This window comes from Providencia sp. PROV122 (assembly GCF_028482365.1).
Taxonomy (GTDB): Bacteria; Pseudomonadota; Gammaproteobacteria; order Enterobacterales; family Enterobacteriaceae; genus Providencia; species Providencia stuartii.
The window spans coordinates 20,750-36,871 of sequence record NZ_JAMPQI010000011.1; the positions used below are offsets into that span (position 1 = coordinate 20,750).

Below are 16,122 nucleotides of genomic sequence, written 5' to 3' on the forward strand. Positions count from 1 at the left end.
GAAAAAGAGTTAAATATAATGATTTGTGCAATATATCGTAGTCCTAACCGTGAACAAACATATCTTTATATTGAGAAGAAGGATGATTTTTCTCGTGTACCTGAAGAACTCATGAAACAATTTGGTACTCCTCAATTTGCGATGACCCTTTCCCTTGCAAACCGCGACAAGCTGGCAAATGCAGACATTGAGAAAGTCAAAGCTGATTTAATTGAAGTTGGGTATTATCTGCAATTTCCACCTCCAGTTGAAAACCTACTCGCTGAATATCGAGAGTCTTACAGCGAATAAAATTAGGATAATACTTAGATGTTAATTTACTTGGGGAGGTGATGTGATAAAACCAACGTTATTATTTACTTTAATTAGCGGCCTATTTTTAGCTAGCTGCTCAGCAAAACAACCTATTTTGGTTACACCACAGGCTGAGCAAGATGCCATGATTGCAAAAGAGGTGATCGCGCTAAATAAAGCTTTTCCACTCGAAGAGCGTGAACCATCGCAATTCCCTGCTTATGTGGAGTTGTTAAAAGAGCATGCATTAGCTCAAGGTATTCAACCTGCAACTATTGAACGTGGTTTCGCCCATATTCATTTTATTGAACGCGTTGTTAAGGCCGATAAAGGGCAACCGGAAAAAAGAGCAACGGTGACTTTAGAAAGTTATCTCAAGAATGTGCTACCTGCATCACGCATTAATGCAGGCGCGGAAAAATATTGGGAAAATGAGTCACTCTTAAATGCGATTAGCCATCGTTATGGCGTACCGCCCCAATATATTGTTGCGTTGTGGGGGCTAGAAAGTGGTTTTGGTCGCTCCCAAGGTAAAGAAGATGTTATCTCAGCATTAGCTACGCTTTCATTTGAAGGCCGCCGTGAAGCATTATTCAGTAAACAGTTGCTGGCTGCACTGGAAATTATGGATAAAGGCTATATACCGGAAGAGCAGCAGTTAAAAGGCTCTTGGGCAGGCGCCATGGGCCAAAGCCAATTTATGCCGACGTCTTATTTATCTTATGCGGCGGATGGTGATGGCGATGGCAAAATGGATATTTGGAACAATAAGGCGGATGTGTTTGCCTCAATTGCCAATTACCTGTCTACGGAAGGCTGGCAGTCTGCACTACCTTGGGGCTATCAAGTGAGCCTACCTACCGACTTTGATAAGCAACTGGAAGGCGTGAAAGCAGAGCAGGGCAAAACGGTTGCACAGTGGGAGCAACTTGGCGTTAAACTCCCTGCATCTGCGCAGTTATCACCCAATTTAAAAACGTGGGTTGTTATCCCTGATGATCCGTTAGGGCGTGCATACTTAGTAACTGAAAACTTCCGCACGATCATGCATTGGAATCGTTCATATTACTTTGCTTTGAGCGTTTGCCTCATGGCTGATGGCGTTGCTCAAAAAATACAATAACGATAATAGGAGTTACAACTATGTACCAACATCGTGACTGGCAAGGTGCCTTACTGGATTTCCCTGCAAACAAAGTGGTTTGTGTTGGCAGTAACTATGCGAAACATATAAAAGAAATGGGCTCAGCACACCCCGAAGAGCCTGTGATTTTTATCAAACCTGAAACGGCATTATGTGACGCTAACCAACCGATTGTTATTCCAAAAGATCTTGGCTCTGTACACCATGAGATAGAATTAGCGGTTTTGATTGGTATGCCCTTAAAAAATGCTGATGAAGATAGAGTTTCTCGCTCAATCGCGGGTTTTGCTGTGGCATTAGATTTAACGTTGCGTGATTTGCAGGCAAAATTTAAAAAAGCAGGGCAGCCATGGGAAAAAAGTAAAGCGTTTGATGGCTCATGTCCTATTTCAGGCTTTATTCCGGTTAATAACTTTGGTGATCCGCAAAGTGCCCAGCTTTCACTGGAGCTCAATGGGGAAATTCGCCAGTCAGGCTCTACTCGTGATATGATCACGCCAATATTACCTCTGATTAGCTATATGTCTCGCTTTTTTACTTTGCGTGCGGGGGATATTATTTTAACGGGAACACCAGAGGGTGTCGGGCCGTTGACATCGGGTGATATGTTAAAGCTCTCAATTAATGACCACTCGTTAACGACTCGAGTGATCTAATGATATAGGATTGATAAGTATTATGTCTCAGCCTTTCTGGCAGGTAAAAACGTTAGATGAAATGACTGACGATGAATGGGAATCACTGTGTGACGGTTGTGGTCAGTGTTGTTTACATAAGCTGATGGATGAAGACACGGATGAAATTTATTTTACTAACGTGGCTTGTAATCAATTAAATATCAAGACCTGCCAGTGTAAGCATTATGAAGATCGTTTCAGTTATGAGGCAGATTGTATCAAGCTCAATCGCTACAATTTAGAAACGTTTGAATGGTTGCCACACACTTGTGCTTATCGTTTATTGCTAGAAGGTAAAACCTTACCTGCATGGCATCCTCTTAAAACGGGGTCAAAAGCGGCAATGCACAGTGAGCGGATCTCTGTTCGCCATATCGCGGTTAGAGAAAAAGATGTGGTGGATTGGGAAGACCATATCATGAATCGGCCAGTAGATAGAACATCATCTTAATCAGATAAGCTTGATTTAGCCAATATGTTTGAATAACGCGACAGCCCTATTTTATAGGGCTGTCGTATTTTAAAACAGTGACGTATTAAAATTCTTCATAAACAGCAGGATCTTGATTGCGTAATCGACCATTAGCAGAAGATAAGTTATTTATTGCTTGCATATCTTCCGGCGATAATTCGAAATCATAAACATCAATATTTTCAATTTGGCGTGACGAATGCGCCGATTTCGGTATTGGTAATGCACCTAACTGTAAATGCCAACGTATGATAATTTGCGATACCGATTTATTATAGCGACTCGCTAAATTGAGTAAGGTTGGATTAGATAACACATCACCAGCACGACCTAATGGGCTCCATGATTGCGTAATGATCCCTTTAGATTGGTCATACTGACGCTGTTTGGCTTGATTAAAATTAGGATGCAGCTCAATTTGATTGACCACGGGAAGTATGCCCGTCTCTTTTTCTAATGTTTCTAGATGTTCGGGGAGAAAATTACACACCCCAATACTTCTGATTAAACCTGAACGTTGTGAATCGATTAATGCTTGCCAAGCCTCAACAAATGTTCCTCTTTTCGGATTTGGCCAGTGGATCAAATAAAGGTCAACATAATCTAAACCTAATCGAGCCACTGATTCTTGGATAGTGTGCATGGCATTATTGTATTGTTGGTGTCGGCCAGGTAATTTCGATGTGACGGTTATTTGATCTCTAGGAACTGAGCTATTTTTAATGGCTTTGCCGACAATACCTTCATTCTCATAATTAAATGCAGTATCTAATAAACGATAGCCATGTGATAGCGCACTTTCAATAACCCGAACCCCATGTAAACCTTTTAATGAATATGTTCCAAAACCAATTTGAGGGATTTGGAATCCATCGAGTAATTCATATGATGGGATCATAGTGTCTCCTGATAGATGTCAAAACTGTACCCAATATATCACCGCGTAAGAACTTATTTTGTCGATTTGGGCAGTAGCAATAACATCATGATGGCAATGACCAAAGCGCAAACCATCAGTAACACTCGGTCAATCGCTAATACAATAGGCCCAGCAGTGGCCGTTAAGTTAAATGTTAATGCGATAGCGGTTAAACAAAATGTCCAATAGCCATAACGTTTCGCACCGATCATTAACATGGCGAATAACAATAGGCCCACTAAGGAAACGTGTAAGAGTGGGTTATTTGATAAACCAAGTAAAAGCCCCCCTACAGCAGCACCGAGCAGAGTGCCTGCACCACGTTGTTTTAGCCTTTGCCAAGTTGCTGTCCGTTCAGATTTCATCACTCTTAAACCAGCAGCAGGTAACCAACAGGGATGAGAGCTAGGGAGCAGGGTTGCAAGAGCACTCCCGATGAGCGCAACGAGAACTATTGCCACAGAGAAGCGCTGTACTGCGGGAGTGCGCATATCAATTTGAGTTGTTGGTGCGGGAAGGTCATGACGGGGCAACAGAATATAAGCAATAATGACGCCCCAAAATGTACCGAGTGTAAATGCGATGCCATAAAATAAGCTACCCTGAACGGGGACCTGACCAATTGATAGGAAATAAGCTAAAACGCCAAGGGCGATTGGTAAACGTAGATAGGTTGACCGCAATTCGGCATAGCCTTGAAAAAAAGCGCCAAGTCCAGAGCAAATAAAGAATAAAAGGCTACCAAGGGTGACATTAACACCGATTACCGCAAGAGCAGATAAAATGCAGGCTCCTTGCAGTAAAACATAAATAGGTTTTTTCGTGGGGAGTTTAGGAAATGATACAACTAATAAATATGCACCAAAAGAGATCAAAGTCCCTAACATGGGTTGCTTATAGAGGATAGCAATAAACCATGGAGCGATAACCCATAGAGAAAGTAAAAAGGCACTTCGGGTTTGGGGCAAAGAAATTGGCATTAGACGATCTCACCTTATAAATTAATCATATTCATACAGTGTATAAGTTGATAACTCAACGAATAACTTACTGAGAATTATTATAATTTTCCATCATCTCTATTTGAGCATCATTGATTGCCCCGCCAACCTATCACTCGGAAAATGACATAACCAGCGTATAGCAACATCAATATGCCACTCTGGTAGTCGTTTGTATTGCTATCTTCTATTTTTGTAAAATTAAGTAATTAAGACCTATCTTTTTCTTGAGTATGGCATGGTAAAGCCTCTAAAGGGAGGAGACCAAAATGCATCAAATGAAAACAGAAGTTGTGGTTATTAGACTCACTAAGCAAGAAAGAGCAGAGCTTGACGCTAAGAAAACTAAGCCCATTCTCTCAGACTGGTTAAAAGAGCTCGCATTTGCAGCCCCCGATAACCCAGACAATAAGAATATTGAAGGTAAACCCGCCTAGCGGAGTAATGATTTTATTCTCTACAAAATGGGCTTGCATGGTATATCTCAGTCAATAAAGGCGTTGAATGCAATTAACTTTATGGCTAATAGTAGGTTAATTGCATTCACATTAATGGAATGTAGCAGTTTAAGTCAGCAATTTTGTAAGGTGCTGTTAAAGAGGTTAACGGTAGTTTTAATTGATTGGTCGCTAACAATATGAAAGTAGTAACTTAACAACAATGTCGATTAAAGTTTGATCGGTGTGTGTAGTTGAAAGAGATCTAACTCTCACTTCTTACGATAACAGATATTCAATATACGATGTGTGCTTTATGTTATGGTCTAAATAAGTTGCATTAAACAGGCTTATTCGCTCCATTAATCTTGTTATCTTTAGATAGATTATTGCGCAAAGTGATCTAACTAACCTTAACTGAGCATCTTTTTTGTTCAGCGCTGGTGAAATAAAAAGCTATTTATACTCTTTAGGTGAGTTTTAGGACTATTCTTAAGGATGGTTTTGATATCTGAGTTAAGTCTCAATAGAGGGGAGGGTAAATTATTTTTTAACATTAGTTATCAAATGGTTACACATTTAAAAAAAATTGAATAGATCAAAAAATATGAAGAAAAAATGTGCATACATCAAATTAATTGATAACATTTACTAACAATAAGTAACCTTTGTTATTTCTTCATTAGCGCATTTTGGGTGCTAGGCAAGGAATAAAATAGCGAAATAAAAAGAACTTTTGAAATATAGTCAAATCACAAGTAATTATTCTACTTACTAGATCAAAATAAAGCCTATTACTTTCTGATTTATCGCTTAAGTTTTGCTTTTAATCTAAAAATACACCTTTATCCATATAATCATATTGTTTTACTCCTTACATGAGTAAATAATCCAATTATGATGTATTACCGTTATATCATAAATATATTCTCAAATGAGAATTAATTCCATCAATGAATAAACATAAAATTAATTTATATTATTTAAAACCCAAATATCATATTTAGACTAATATTTATTTTGAGTATATAAATTTAGAATAAGTAGTCACAATAAGGATAATCTTATTTAGAATAGTTTTTGCATTTATCTCTTTTATAAAATATCACTATAAGATCATTTTTTAGAATTTGTTAAAAACATAAAAATAAAAAACAAACAATCAATTTGATAAATTAGCGTAAAACGAGTAATACATCGTGTATATTCAATAAGGTTTTTCGATTAATAGCAGTTGTTTGATAGGCTAAGGCTATTAAATTTTATTGTATCTCATGATAAAAACGATTTGATGTAATTTAAGTTTTTATGTATCCTCTCTCCGAAATCATATAGACCACGTTATGATTATTAATTCTAAAAATGGACTGATTAAGATAGAACTATATTTTTAATTAAATTATTAGCAGTAGCTTAAATACACGGAAATAAATGTGTAACCATATTAAACATATGGTCAACACCCTACGCTAATTATTTATTAAAAGACTAGGTGCTTAATAAGTTCTGTTTAGTGTAATAATAAAAACCCTCATATTAGGAAATGACAATGAAAAAAGTATTACTGACTGCAATTGCTACTGCAATTATTGGTGCATCTTCTGCTTACGCTGCAACTGAAAACGCTGGTGGTGGCCAAGTTAATTTTTACGGTAAAGTGACAGATGTTTCTTGTACTATTTCTGTTGACGGCCAAGGTAGTGACGCTAAAGTTTATTTGGCTCCTGTTTCAGTAAAAGAAGTTAAAGATGCAGGTGCAAATACTTACCTGAAACCAAAATCATTTGTTATTGACGTGACTAATTGTCAAGGTACAGCTGATGACACTACATTAAATGTTAACTGGACTGGTGGTAACGTATTAGTAGGTGCTTCTGGTGCAAACGAAGGTTATTTAGCTAACACTGATTCAACGGGTGCTGAAAATATTCAATTAGTATTAGCAACTAATGCTGATCCTGATTTAAAAACCAAAATCAACCCAACTAGTGCTACTCAACCTAAAGCAAAAACAGTTGATATTGCTGACGGTTCACGTTTCACTTATTACGTAGGTTACGCAACTTCTACGCCAGATACTGTTAGCAGCGGTATCGTAGAAAGCTATGCAACTTACGAAATTACTTACGAATAATATTAAATTAATTTAAAAGTAATATTTATCTAAGCGGTAGGTTAACTGCCGCTTTTATTTAGAGGTTCAAATGAAAGCAATTGTTTTATTCTTCTGCTTCGTTTTCAGTGCATCTTCATTAGCGAACAACATTATTGTTAACGGCACACGATTTATTTATCCTGGAAATGAAAAAGAAATTACAGTGCAGTTAAATAATACCGCGGATAGACCAGCTGTCGCACAAGCATGGTTAGATACCGGTGATGCATCTGAAACACCAGATACAATAAAAACACCATTTCAAATTACGCCTCCAATATCTCGTATTGATGCTAAGGGTGGTCAAACTCTCCGTATTAAATTAATGGATAAAAATGGACTACCACAAGATAAGGAAAGTTTATGGTGGCTGAATATTTTAGATATTCCACCGACAGTCCGAACTGCAGGAAAAGAAGATCAAAACTTTTTACAACTGGCAATTCGTTCTCGTTTTAAATTTATTTATCGTCCTGTAGGTTTAGGTAGCCGTGAATTAGCACCTGAAAAACTAATTGTGAGTGCTAATGGAAATAATCTGACTATAAATAACCCAACACCATTTTTTATTACCATTACAAAAATTTCTACAGATGGAAAAAATGGGTTAACTGATAAAGCGGTTATGGTGGCACCAAAAAGCCAGAGCTCAGTGGTATTGAAAAAAGCAATTAAAGCAGGTGAAAACATTGTTTTGAACAATATCAATGATTATGGGGCGGACATAGCAGTTAAAACAACTGTTAAATAGGACAGAAAAATGAAACAGCGAGAGTTAATAAATAAATATAGTAATACACTCTCTGTGACCTGCTTTGTCACTGTATGTATGATGCCAACATTTTACGCGTGGGGGGCGGAAGGCACAACCTACGAGTTTAACAGTGGATTCATAGTAGGCAGCAAAGATAATGTTGATTTAGAACGCTTCAATACTGCTCCAATTAGTGAAGGTAAATATTCTGTTGATGTGTATACCAATGATAATTGGAAAGGACGCTATGATTTAAATATTGTTCAACAAAAAGATGGGAATTTAGGTGTGTGCTATACGCCAGCTATGTTGAGCAATTTTGGTGTTGATGCAGAAAAATTAAACCCACAACTAAATTCACAAGAATCCACCTGCTTACCTCTTAAAGAGTGGAATAATTTGAGTGAAGTGAATGATAAATTTCACTCATCTAATTTACGTCTAGATATTTCAGTACCCCAAATTTATGAACAACGTTTATCACGCGGGTATGTTGCGCCACAATTCTGGGAAAAAGGAATACCAGCACTTAATGTAGCCTATATGGCTAACTATTATGATAATCATACGAGCGGAGCTCAGGGGCAAAATGATGCCAGTGCGTATTTAGGATTAAATGCAGGGTTATCATTCGATGGCTGGTTGTTAAAACATATCGGTAACTTAAGTTGGCAACGTTCAGGAAGCACCAGTTGGAACAGCAACCAAACTTATTTACAACGACCTATTGCAAGTATGAAGTCAAAAATGACCGCAGGTCAGTTTTATACTGATGGCGATCTGTTTGACAGTATTAGCTTGCGTGGTGCAAAAATTGCGACAGATGACAGCATGTATCCTGATGGAATGACATCATATGCACCTGAAATTCGTGGTGTTGCCCAAAGTAACGCATTAGTCACTGTACGCCAAAATGGCTCGATCATATATCAAACTTCAGTACCACCAGGGCCGTTTATTTTAAATGATGTCTATCCATCCGGTTACGGTAATGACCTAAACGTCACCGTTAAGGAAGCAGATGGCAGTGAAAGTACTTTCAGTGTGCCATATTCATCGTTAGCACAACTGTTACGTCCGGGCTTTACACGTTATCAAGTCGCTGCTGGTAAGTCTGATACCGATGGTTTGCATCATCGCCCTTATATTATGCAAGGTACGATCCAACACGGCTTAAATAATACGTTTTCACTTTATGGTGGTGTTACGGCATTTGATGACTACCAAGCTTATTTAGTTGGTACTGGTATTAATACGGGGATTGGTGCGTTAGCACTGGACGTGACGCAATCTCGAACTGCGTTAAAACATCGAACCGATAATGGCCAAAGTTATCGTATCACTTTTAACCGACTGATATCGCAAACTGATACCAATATTTCATTGGCTGCGTATCGTTATTCAACGAAAGACTATTTTAATGTTAACGATGCGCTGTATGCGATCGATTATGATAAACGTGGTCTTTCAAATAACCGTTGGCGTGAAAAAAATGGTTTTAGCTATACAGTAAACCAAAACTTACCGGATGGATTTGGTGGGCTGTATTTTACAGGTCGTATATCAAGTTATTGGGAACGTTCTGGCACTGAGAAACAGTATCAGTTTAGTTATAACAACCAATATCAGCGCCTCTCTTATTCCATTAATTTTATGCGAGTCTACTCGGATAATAATAACTCACATGGAAAGAAAGACGACCGTATTAGCCTAAACCTAAATATTCCACTCTATTTTGGTGACAGCAGAAGTACCACATTAACCTCAAACACCGTATTTAATAATGAGAAATTTGGCTCAACTCAGCTCGGTGTTAATGGGGCACTAGATGATGAGAATAACTGGACTTATGGGCTAAATACCTCAACGGCTAGAGGTGGTGAACACAGTGTTGCAGTAAATACGGGTTATCGTACTCCTTATGTCAATACCAATGCTAATTATAGTCAAGGGCAAGGTTATCGCCAATTTGGCGTTGGTGCGAATGGCTCTGTTGTTGTGCATTCAGGGGGCGTTGTACTCACACCAAATACTGCAACGACAATGGCGTTGATTGAAGCCGAAGGTGCAGAAGGCGCTTCAATTATCAGTGCTCCAGGTGTACGCGTCAATCGAGGTGGTTATGCACTAGCACCATATGTACGACCTTATCGTATTAATAATATTGAAATTGACCCTAAAGGCAGTGCTGAAGATATCGTGTTCGAAAACACATCAAGCCAAGTCGTTCCTTATGAAGGCAGTATTGTTAAGGTGAAATTTGGCACTAAAGTTGAACGTAATCGGACTTTTAACGTTGTGCGTCTCGATAAAAAGCCAATGCCATTTGGCGCGGAAGTGACTAACGCTGAAGGTGAGTCAATTGGTGTTGTCGGACAAGGTGGCACGGTATTTATTAGTAACGAAGATGCCAAAGAAGCTATTGTGAAATGGGATAATGGGCAATGTGTATTTTCTCTGGAAGCAGGAACCAGTAAGGATAGTGTATGTCGATAAACACAATTTTACGTAATGGAATAGCACTGGCAGCAGTGCTATCGAGTATCCCCGCGTATGCTACATGCACCCGAAATAGTTGGGTTCCAGCCGAGAATATCGACATGCAATTTGGCCGAGTGGTTGTCTCCCCAGATCTTCCTGTAGGTAGTGTGATACAAGAAAAAACATGGCCGATGAAGGAAACTGGCAGTTATTGGGCACAGTGTTATGGTGGCACTGTTTTAGATGCCATTATAACAGCAAAGGGGCTGACTGAGGGGCCAAATAAAGTCTATAACACGAATATCCCAGGGATAGGATTGCGTTTCCAACGTATGGGGGCTGTAGCAATGACCTACCCAGATACGTTTAAAGTTAGTGGGAGTAATAGACAAAAGATCAATGTGTATTTAGCTGGCTCAACATTTAAGTTACAAATCATTAAGACAGCAGAAAATACAGGCTCAGGGCGAATTACCCAAGGTGAGTATACTCGTTATGGTTACAAACCTAATTCAGTTGAACCAGCGATTATTACTTATTTATCGGCTGATGCCATTACCATTGTATCGCCATCTTGTAAAATTATGACAGGTAAAAACCAAGATGTTCATCTAGATACGGTTAAGCGCACCGATTTTAAAGGTCGAGGAACTACTGCGGGTGAGAAAAAGTTCCCTATTAATTTAATGTGTAATGGTGGAGTGAGTATTTCTCCCGATTCGGTTTCTGTAAACATGAGTTTCTATGGAAGAAATGCACCGAATACCAACCCTCAAGATGGGGTTCTGGATAACACTGCAAAATCGTCCCCGGCACAAGGTATTGGTGTGCAAGTTCTTACCGACAAGGGAGTAAAATTAACTTGGGGTAAGAGTTATAAGGTTGGGGAGTTAACAACTGCACTCGATAAATATATTAATACGAACTATATTGCTCGCTATTACCAGTATGGAGACAAAGTGACTGCTGGTGATGTGCAGGCTGTGATGCAATTCAACATAACCTATGATTAATAGGGGAGCCCAATGAAAAACTGGATAATACTGATGCTTTTTTCAGCGGTAGGTTATGCAAATGCATTACCAACTTTTGAAACTAACTATGATGAAGGCAAGGTATCTTTTGCGGGTAAAGTTGTTGATGTTTCGTGTGTAGTTTCCGTGAATGACCAAGGAAGTGATGCGAATATCTATCTTGCTCCAATTTCACTTATGGAAATTCATAATAGTGAAGGTGGTGCCTATTTAAAATCAAAAATGTTTACTATCAAGTTATCACAATGTCAATCTGTTGAGCATAATGGTGAAGTTGTTGATGCCGATCTCAATAAAATCAGTGTAACTTGGGCGGATGGTTACTTGGTGCCGAAAACAAACTTTGAAACTGCGGGGCTTCTGAAAAATATGTTAGTTGATGGTGCAAAAAATATTAACTTTGCATTATCCATCAATAATAACACGATTCTAGATGCTGATAATAAAATTATTCCAGCAGATCCTCAGCAACTTAAAGTCACGCCGAAAATATCGGATAATAAGGATGCAATTTTCCAATATTATATTGGTTACACAGCAGAGAAGGCGAGTGATGTGACAACTGGGTTGATGGCAAGTTATGCGACATATGAAATCCAGTATAATTAACATATAAAAACATGTAGGTTAAATAAAAATAACATAGCGATTTAATCGCTATGTTATTTTTTTTGTTTAGGTGATTAGGTTTGAAATATAATTGTCTAATTACAGATGTATCATAAATGTAATAATATAGATTGAAATATTAGAGCGAGTTTTTAGAGTGAATAATAACACTCTCTGCTGTATATTTTAGCTCTTGACTCTTAATATTAATTGTTTCATCTTGCATAGAGTAATCCTCTTCAGTAATACATCCTTGAAAGAACCAGTCTATAGGGCATTTCAACGCAATCGCTATGCTAACTAAGTGATTTAGAGGTATTTTATTGATTCCATTCTCATAGCGAGAGACTTGCTGTTGGCTGATATTTAATTTTTTGGCTAAATCAGCCCCCGAAAGGCCTAATTCTTTTCGCCGTGTTTTTATCTTAATTCCAATAAAATAATGAATGTCCATGTGACACCCTCGATTGATAAAGGGATTGTAGAGTATAATGCTAATGCATTATAAAATTATACAATATATAAAATCTTAAAAAAACAATTAATTTCAATATATCGGTTATTTAATTTAGCTAAGCCATATATTGAAAAGACCTTACAATTTATATTAGTAAGTGTTCTCATGTGTTAATTAAAATGAGAATAATAATTATAACAGAAATATTACTATATAAACATTTGATATAAATTAATTGTTTTACTTTTTGTTTTTTAGTTTTTGTATTTGATTATTTTAAGGCTTGATTATATTTAAATAAACCTTATTCATTTTTTCTTTTATCGATACTCGATTATGGATATGTCGTTCTCTAATATATAACCTTAGATGTTAGTGATATGTATCTAAAAAGCTATTAATTTTCACGGTAAGTATTTTTATTGAGGGTTTCATTGGTATATAAAAATATTAACATTAATTAATATTAAGGAAATTTAATGTTTATTGCTGTTTTACGGAGGATTATTGAATAAAAATTCACGTGGTAAATATACGTATGCTTATAATACATTATTAAAATAATAATAAAGTAGAATGAAAAAATTCAATAAGTATATAATGAAATTAATCAATTAACTGTAATTACGGTCTTGAGAGGGGAGTGCTAGAAAGGATTGTAATTATTAAATCTATTTATAATCAATTACTTATTTCTTCATTCTAATCAGAAGGAGAGTAATATAAATTACATTTTAATAACAAAAAAATGCAAGATATAGATAAGCTCATCATAGATCCCTAATGACATAGTAAAAATAACTATTAATGTAAAAAAGCTAACAGAAAGCAGTTTCGCCATAATTAATTGATAAAACTCTATTGGTAAATATGTGTTTATAGTTTTAGTATAACTGAACTTAAATATTAAAAATGATGTAATGTGTAAACATACATTTCTGGTAGCGCATACTAACAACTAACGCCATTGTTCAGGTGTTTTTTGAAGTTATAGACTAATTGATCTGATTAGACCAGTTTTTTATGCTGTATATATGGTATAATACAGTGGTAGAAGTCGGTGATATTGGCCTGAATTACTGCAAATTGTAACAAAATTGAATGTTCACAAAAGGGCGAAATGAAGAGGTTCGCTGATAAATATCTTGCATAACTCATCGGTTAGAACAGATTTAGTGGTGGGTTACTTAAAGTTAATGAATTTTACAATTTTGTTACATCCATGCCTTTCGCTATACTAACATAATAATCAATATGATTGTCACCACTTAAATGAAGAGGATCTTATAATGAAACTCTATCTTTATGATCATTGTCCGTTTTGTGTTAGAGCAAGAATGATATTCGGATTTAAAAAAATCGCTGTAGAGCAGATATTTTTGATGGAAGATGATAAAGCGACGCCAACCAAAATGATTGGCCGCAAAATGTTGCCTATTTTGCAAAAAGATGATGGTGACTATTTACCAGAGAGTCTAGATATAGTTCATTATGTCGATCAGCTAGTAGAGCCAGCAATCGCTCAACATGCTGTTTCTCCAGAGATTGATAAATGGTATAACACCGTTTCAACTACAGTATATAAATTGGTTGTTCCACGTTTTACACAAGCCGATTTTCCTGAGCTAAGGACCCCAGAGGCGAGAGCCGCTTATATTGAAAGGGAAGAGAGTGCTTTTGGTGATCTGAATACGTTATTAAAAGAAACGCATACATTAATTGTGGAGCTTGAACCACATATGGATGCTTTAGATGCATGGTTAGAAACGCGTAATAGCAACAATATTATGGATGATATTATTATCTTCCCTTTATTGCGCAGTTTATCAATAGTGAATGACTTACCGTTTAGCACCACTATACTGAATTATATGAAAAATATCGCTCAAATAACGGGGGTAACCCTGCTGTTTTCACAAGCAAGGTAAAGTTAGCTATTTTGAAACCGTGTTATTATCAAGCAAAAATCCCATTATTCATGACAAATAATGGGATTTTTAATTAGTCGTCACTTGAAAATAAAGAAAAATTAATTAACGTAATCTTTCAAAACATAAACCAGTTTATACCTACCTTGTGACAAAGTAAGCTTTTTATCATTATAGGATATATCAGCACCTTCGGTTAGCATACGTTTAATTAATGGATCCCATTTTGATAAGTCTTCATCAACGCACTCTAATTCTGTTTTGGATAGATGCTTAACAACAAGCGTTGCATTATTGATCCGACCCATTCCATGAAAATCATTGCACATAGTGGCAGAGACAAACATTTTTTCGCCAAAGGACAAACTAGGAACGCCGACTTTACCAACGATGGGGTGCCCATCAACCTCTGTTAGTACAAAATTATGATGGATTAACTGTTGCTCAGTCACATTATCGCTGTTATCAGCACTCACATTTTGGGTTTGGCAGGCTGCTAATAAAAAACCCAATAGTGTTAAAGGGATTATCCGTTTCATTATCATTTTGCCTCTATTAGGCTTTGACAATGTTAGGACAATCTTCGCCATTATTAAGTTGGCGGATGTTCCCTAAAGTTGTTTCGCTGATACTGGTTAATGCTTCTTCCGTTAAGAAAGCCTGGTGACCCGTAAATAGCACATTATGGCATGATGAAAGGCGACGGAAAATATCATCTTGGATAACGTCATTCGATTTGTCTTCAAAGAACAATTCGCGTTCATTTTCATAAACATCCATACCAAGAGAGCCAATTTTCTGTGCTTTAAGTGCACTAATGGCTGCAACAGAATCGATGAGAGCGCCACGGCTTGTATTGATGATCATTACGCCATTTTTCATTTTATTAAATGCGTTTTCATCTAATAAATGGTGATTTTCGGGCGTGAGAGGGCAGTGTAAAGAGATAATGTCAGAATTTTTGTATAAAGTATCTAAATCCACATATTCTGCACCTAAATCGAGGACCATTTGATTTGGGTAAGGGTCATGGGCGAGTAAACGCATACCAAACCCTTTTAAGATCCTCAGCGCGGCTTGGCCAATTTTACCCGTGCCGATAATACCGACAGTGCGGTTATGCATATTAAAGCCCGTTAACCCTTCTAAAGAAAAATTAGCATCTCGGGTACGTTGATAGGCTCGGTGGATACGACGATTAAGGCATAACATCATCCCCACGGCATGTTCGGCAACTGCTTCAGGTGAATAGGCGGGCACACGCACAACTTGGATCCCAAGCTCTTGTGCTGCGACTAAATCAACATTATTAAAACCTGCGCAACGTAATGCTAAAATGCGGATATTAAGCGCCGCAAGCTCTTCTAATACTTCACGGCTAGCATCATCATTAACAAAGATACATACGGCATCAGCGCCGACAGCATTTTTTGCTGTTTGTACTGTTAATGGAAAATCAAAGTATTCGATATTAAAATCAAACTCGGATCCTTGATTGACTTGATCCATATGTTTACGATCATACTGTTTAGTACTGTAAGAAACGATTTTCATCTAAGAAACTCCGTGTACTATTCGTTAGGAACCCAAAATAAGGGGTAGCTAAAAAAGTGGCTACCAAGCATTAAGGTCAGAATAAGATAATTATTACAGTAAATCATCAAAAAAATACTGAAAGCGCGCCTTTATTGCGCTTTAATTGGTGATTGTAGTCGTTTAAAGATATAACGATCTTGATTAGCACCAATATTCACAATCGA

16 protein-coding genes are annotated in these 16,122 nt (G+C 37.2%); 11 read left to right on the top strand and 5 right to left on the bottom strand.

Features of this window, described 5'->3' with window-relative positions; all coding sequences use genetic code 11:
- The first annotated feature begins 18 nt into the window (after nt 1-18).
- The 4 genes from PSE69_RS09410 to PSE69_RS09425 are packed head-to-tail and all read left to right on the top strand — an operon-like array spanning nt 19 to nt 2,566.
- The gene (locus PSE69_RS09410) at nt 19-291 is read left to right on the top strand and encodes a YcgL domain-containing protein (protein ID WP_004919520.1); all 273 of its coding nucleotides are present in this window, start codon (nt 19-21) and stop codon (nt 289-291) included.
- 43 nt (nt 292-334) lie between these two features.
- Nucleotides 335-1,417 carry a lytic murein transglycosylase gene (locus PSE69_RS09415; protein ID WP_004919522.1) on the top strand — a complete coding sequence of 361 codons (1,083 nt, stop codon included), beginning with the start codon at nt 335-337 and terminating at the stop codon, nt 1,415-1,417.
- 20 nt (nt 1,418-1,437) lie between these two features.
- The gene (locus PSE69_RS09420) at nt 1,438-2,094 is read left to right on the top strand and encodes a fumarylacetoacetate hydrolase family protein (protein WP_121875230.1); all 657 of its coding nucleotides are present in this window, start codon (nt 1,438-1,440) and stop codon (nt 2,092-2,094) included.
- A gap of 19 nt (nt 2,095-2,113) precedes the next feature.
- Nucleotides 2,114-2,566: a YcgN family cysteine cluster protein gene (locus tag PSE69_RS09425; RefSeq protein ID WP_088499444.1), complete on the top strand. Its 453-nt coding sequence runs from the start codon at nt 2,114-2,116 to the stop codon at nt 2,564-2,566.
- Nucleotides 2,567-2,651: 85 nt separating this feature from the next.
- Here the strand turns inward: PSE69_RS09425 and PSE69_RS09430 are convergent, their stop codons facing one another.
- On the bottom strand, nt 2,652-3,485 hold the full coding sequence (locus PSE69_RS09430; RefSeq protein WP_004919527.1) for an aldo/keto reductase: 834 nt from the start codon (nt 3,483-3,485) through the stop codon (nt 2,652-2,654).
- 53 nt (nt 3,486-3,538) lie between these two features.
- The gene (locus PSE69_RS09435) at nt 3,539-4,486 is read right to left on the bottom strand and encodes an FUSC family protein (protein ID WP_121875229.1); all 948 of its coding nucleotides are present in this window, start codon (nt 4,484-4,486) and stop codon (nt 3,539-3,541) included.
- A gap of 290 nt (nt 4,487-4,776) precedes the next feature.
- On the opposite strand from PSE69_RS09435, the gene PSE69_RS09440 reads away from it, so the two are divergent.
- The 6 genes from PSE69_RS09440 (at nt 4,777) to PSE69_RS09465 (ending at nt 11,977) form a co-directional block, all read left to right on the top strand.
- Nucleotides 4,777-4,944 (top strand): hypothetical protein, encoded by a 168-nt coding sequence (locus PSE69_RS09440; protein WP_004919531.1) that lies wholly within the window; start codon nt 4,777-4,779, stop codon nt 4,942-4,944.
- A gap of 1,549 nt (nt 4,945-6,493) precedes the next feature.
- Nucleotides 6,494-7,078, top strand: a complete 585-nt coding sequence (locus tag PSE69_RS09445; RefSeq protein ID WP_004919533.1) for a fimbrial protein — start codon at nt 6,494-6,496, stop codon at nt 7,076-7,078.
- A 70-nt stretch (nt 7,079-7,148) separates the two neighbouring features.
- Nucleotides 7,149-7,850: a fimbrial biogenesis chaperone gene (locus PSE69_RS09450; RefSeq protein WP_004919535.1), complete on the top strand. Its 702-nt coding sequence runs from the start codon at nt 7,149-7,151 to the stop codon at nt 7,848-7,850.
- A gap of 9 nt (nt 7,851-7,859) precedes the next feature.
- On the top strand, nt 7,860-10,349 hold the full coding sequence (locus PSE69_RS09455) for a fimbria/pilus outer membrane usher protein (RefSeq protein ID WP_040133104.1): 2,490 nt from the start codon (nt 7,860-7,862) through the stop codon (nt 10,347-10,349).
- The gene (locus tag PSE69_RS09460) at nt 10,340-11,347 is read left to right on the top strand and encodes a fimbrial protein (RefSeq protein WP_004919539.1); all 1,008 of its coding nucleotides are present in this window, start codon (nt 10,340-10,342) and stop codon (nt 11,345-11,347) included. The genes PSE69_RS09455 and PSE69_RS09460 overlap by 10 nt, the downstream gene beginning before the upstream one ends.
- A 12-nt stretch (nt 11,348-11,359) precedes the next feature.
- Nucleotides 11,360-11,977, top strand: a complete 618-nt coding sequence (locus PSE69_RS09465; RefSeq protein ID WP_004919541.1) for a fimbrial protein — start codon at nt 11,360-11,362, stop codon at nt 11,975-11,977.
- Nucleotides 11,978-12,116: 139 nt separating this feature from the next.
- On the opposite strand, the gene PSE69_RS09470 is transcribed toward PSE69_RS09465, so the two are convergent.
- Entirely contained in the window at nt 12,117-12,431 is a 315-nt protein-coding gene (locus PSE69_RS09470) for a helix-turn-helix domain-containing protein (protein WP_004919544.1), read from the bottom strand.
- A 1,292-nt stretch (nt 12,432-13,723) separates the two neighbouring features.
- Between PSE69_RS09470 and grxB the strand changes: the two genes are divergently transcribed.
- Complete coding sequence (grxB, locus tag PSE69_RS09475) at nt 13,724-14,362, top strand: glutaredoxin 2 (protein WP_042116564.1); 639 nt, start codon at nt 13,724-13,726, stop codon at nt 14,360-14,362.
- A gap of 101 nt (nt 14,363-14,463) precedes the next feature.
- Here the strand turns inward: grxB and PSE69_RS09480 are convergent, their stop codons facing one another.
- Both PSE69_RS09480 and PSE69_RS09485 read right to left on the bottom strand, forming a co-directional pair.
- Nucleotides 14,464-14,901, bottom strand: a complete 438-nt coding sequence (locus PSE69_RS09480) for an META domain-containing protein (RefSeq protein ID WP_014658307.1) — start codon at nt 14,899-14,901, stop codon at nt 14,464-14,466.
- A 16-nt stretch (nt 14,902-14,917) separates the two neighbouring features.
- Nucleotides 14,918-15,916 (bottom strand): 2-hydroxyacid dehydrogenase, encoded by a 999-nt coding sequence (locus PSE69_RS09485; protein ID WP_272675211.1) that lies wholly within the window; start codon nt 15,914-15,916, stop codon nt 14,918-14,920.
- Nucleotides 15,917-16,122: the final 206 nt, after the last annotated feature.

Excerpts from the sequence above, each read along its gene's own strand:
- PSE69_RS09410 (WP_004919520.1), top strand. The coding sequence starts at position 19 with ATGATTTGTGCAATATATCGTAGTCCTAACCGTGAACAAACATATCTT.
- PSE69_RS09420 (WP_121875230.1), top strand. The coding sequence starts at position 1,438 with ATGTACCAACATCGTGACTGGCAAGGTGCCTTACTGGATTTCCCTGCA.
- PSE69_RS09430 (WP_004919527.1), bottom strand. The coding sequence starts at position 3,485 with ATGATCCCATCATATGAATTACTCGATGGATTCCAAATCCCTCAAATT.
- PSE69_RS09435 (WP_121875229.1), bottom strand. The coding sequence starts at position 4,486 with ATGCCAATTTCTTTGCCCCAAACCCGAAGTGCCTTTTTACTTTCTCTA.
- PSE69_RS09440 (WP_004919531.1), top strand. The coding sequence starts at position 4,777 with ATGCATCAAATGAAAACAGAAGTTGTGGTTATTAGACTCACTAAGCAA.
- PSE69_RS09445 (WP_004919533.1), top strand. The coding sequence starts at position 6,494 with ATGAAAAAAGTATTACTGACTGCAATTGCTACTGCAATTATTGGTGCA.
- PSE69_RS09450 (WP_004919535.1), top strand. The coding sequence starts at position 7,149 with ATGAAAGCAATTGTTTTATTCTTCTGCTTCGTTTTCAGTGCATCTTCA.
- PSE69_RS09455 (WP_040133104.1), top strand. The coding sequence starts at position 7,860 with ATGAAACAGCGAGAGTTAATAAATAAATATAGTAATACACTCTCTGTG.
- PSE69_RS09460 (WP_004919539.1), top strand. The coding sequence starts at position 10,340 with ATGTCGATAAACACAATTTTACGTAATGGAATAGCACTGGCAGCAGTG.
- PSE69_RS09465 (WP_004919541.1), top strand. The coding sequence starts at position 11,360 with ATGAAAAACTGGATAATACTGATGCTTTTTTCAGCGGTAGGTTATGCA.
- PSE69_RS09470 (WP_004919544.1), bottom strand. The coding sequence starts at position 12,431 with ATGGACATTCATTATTTTATTGGAATTAAGATAAAAACACGGCGAAAA.
- grxB (WP_042116564.1), top strand. The coding sequence starts at position 13,724 with ATGAAACTCTATCTTTATGATCATTGTCCGTTTTGTGTTAGAGCAAGA.
- PSE69_RS09480 (WP_014658307.1), bottom strand. The coding sequence starts at position 14,901 with ATGAAACGGATAATCCCTTTAACACTATTGGGTTTTTTATTAGCAGCC.
- PSE69_RS09485 (WP_272675211.1), bottom strand. The coding sequence starts at position 15,916 with ATGAAAATCGTTTCTTACAGTACTAAACAGTATGATCGTAAACATATG.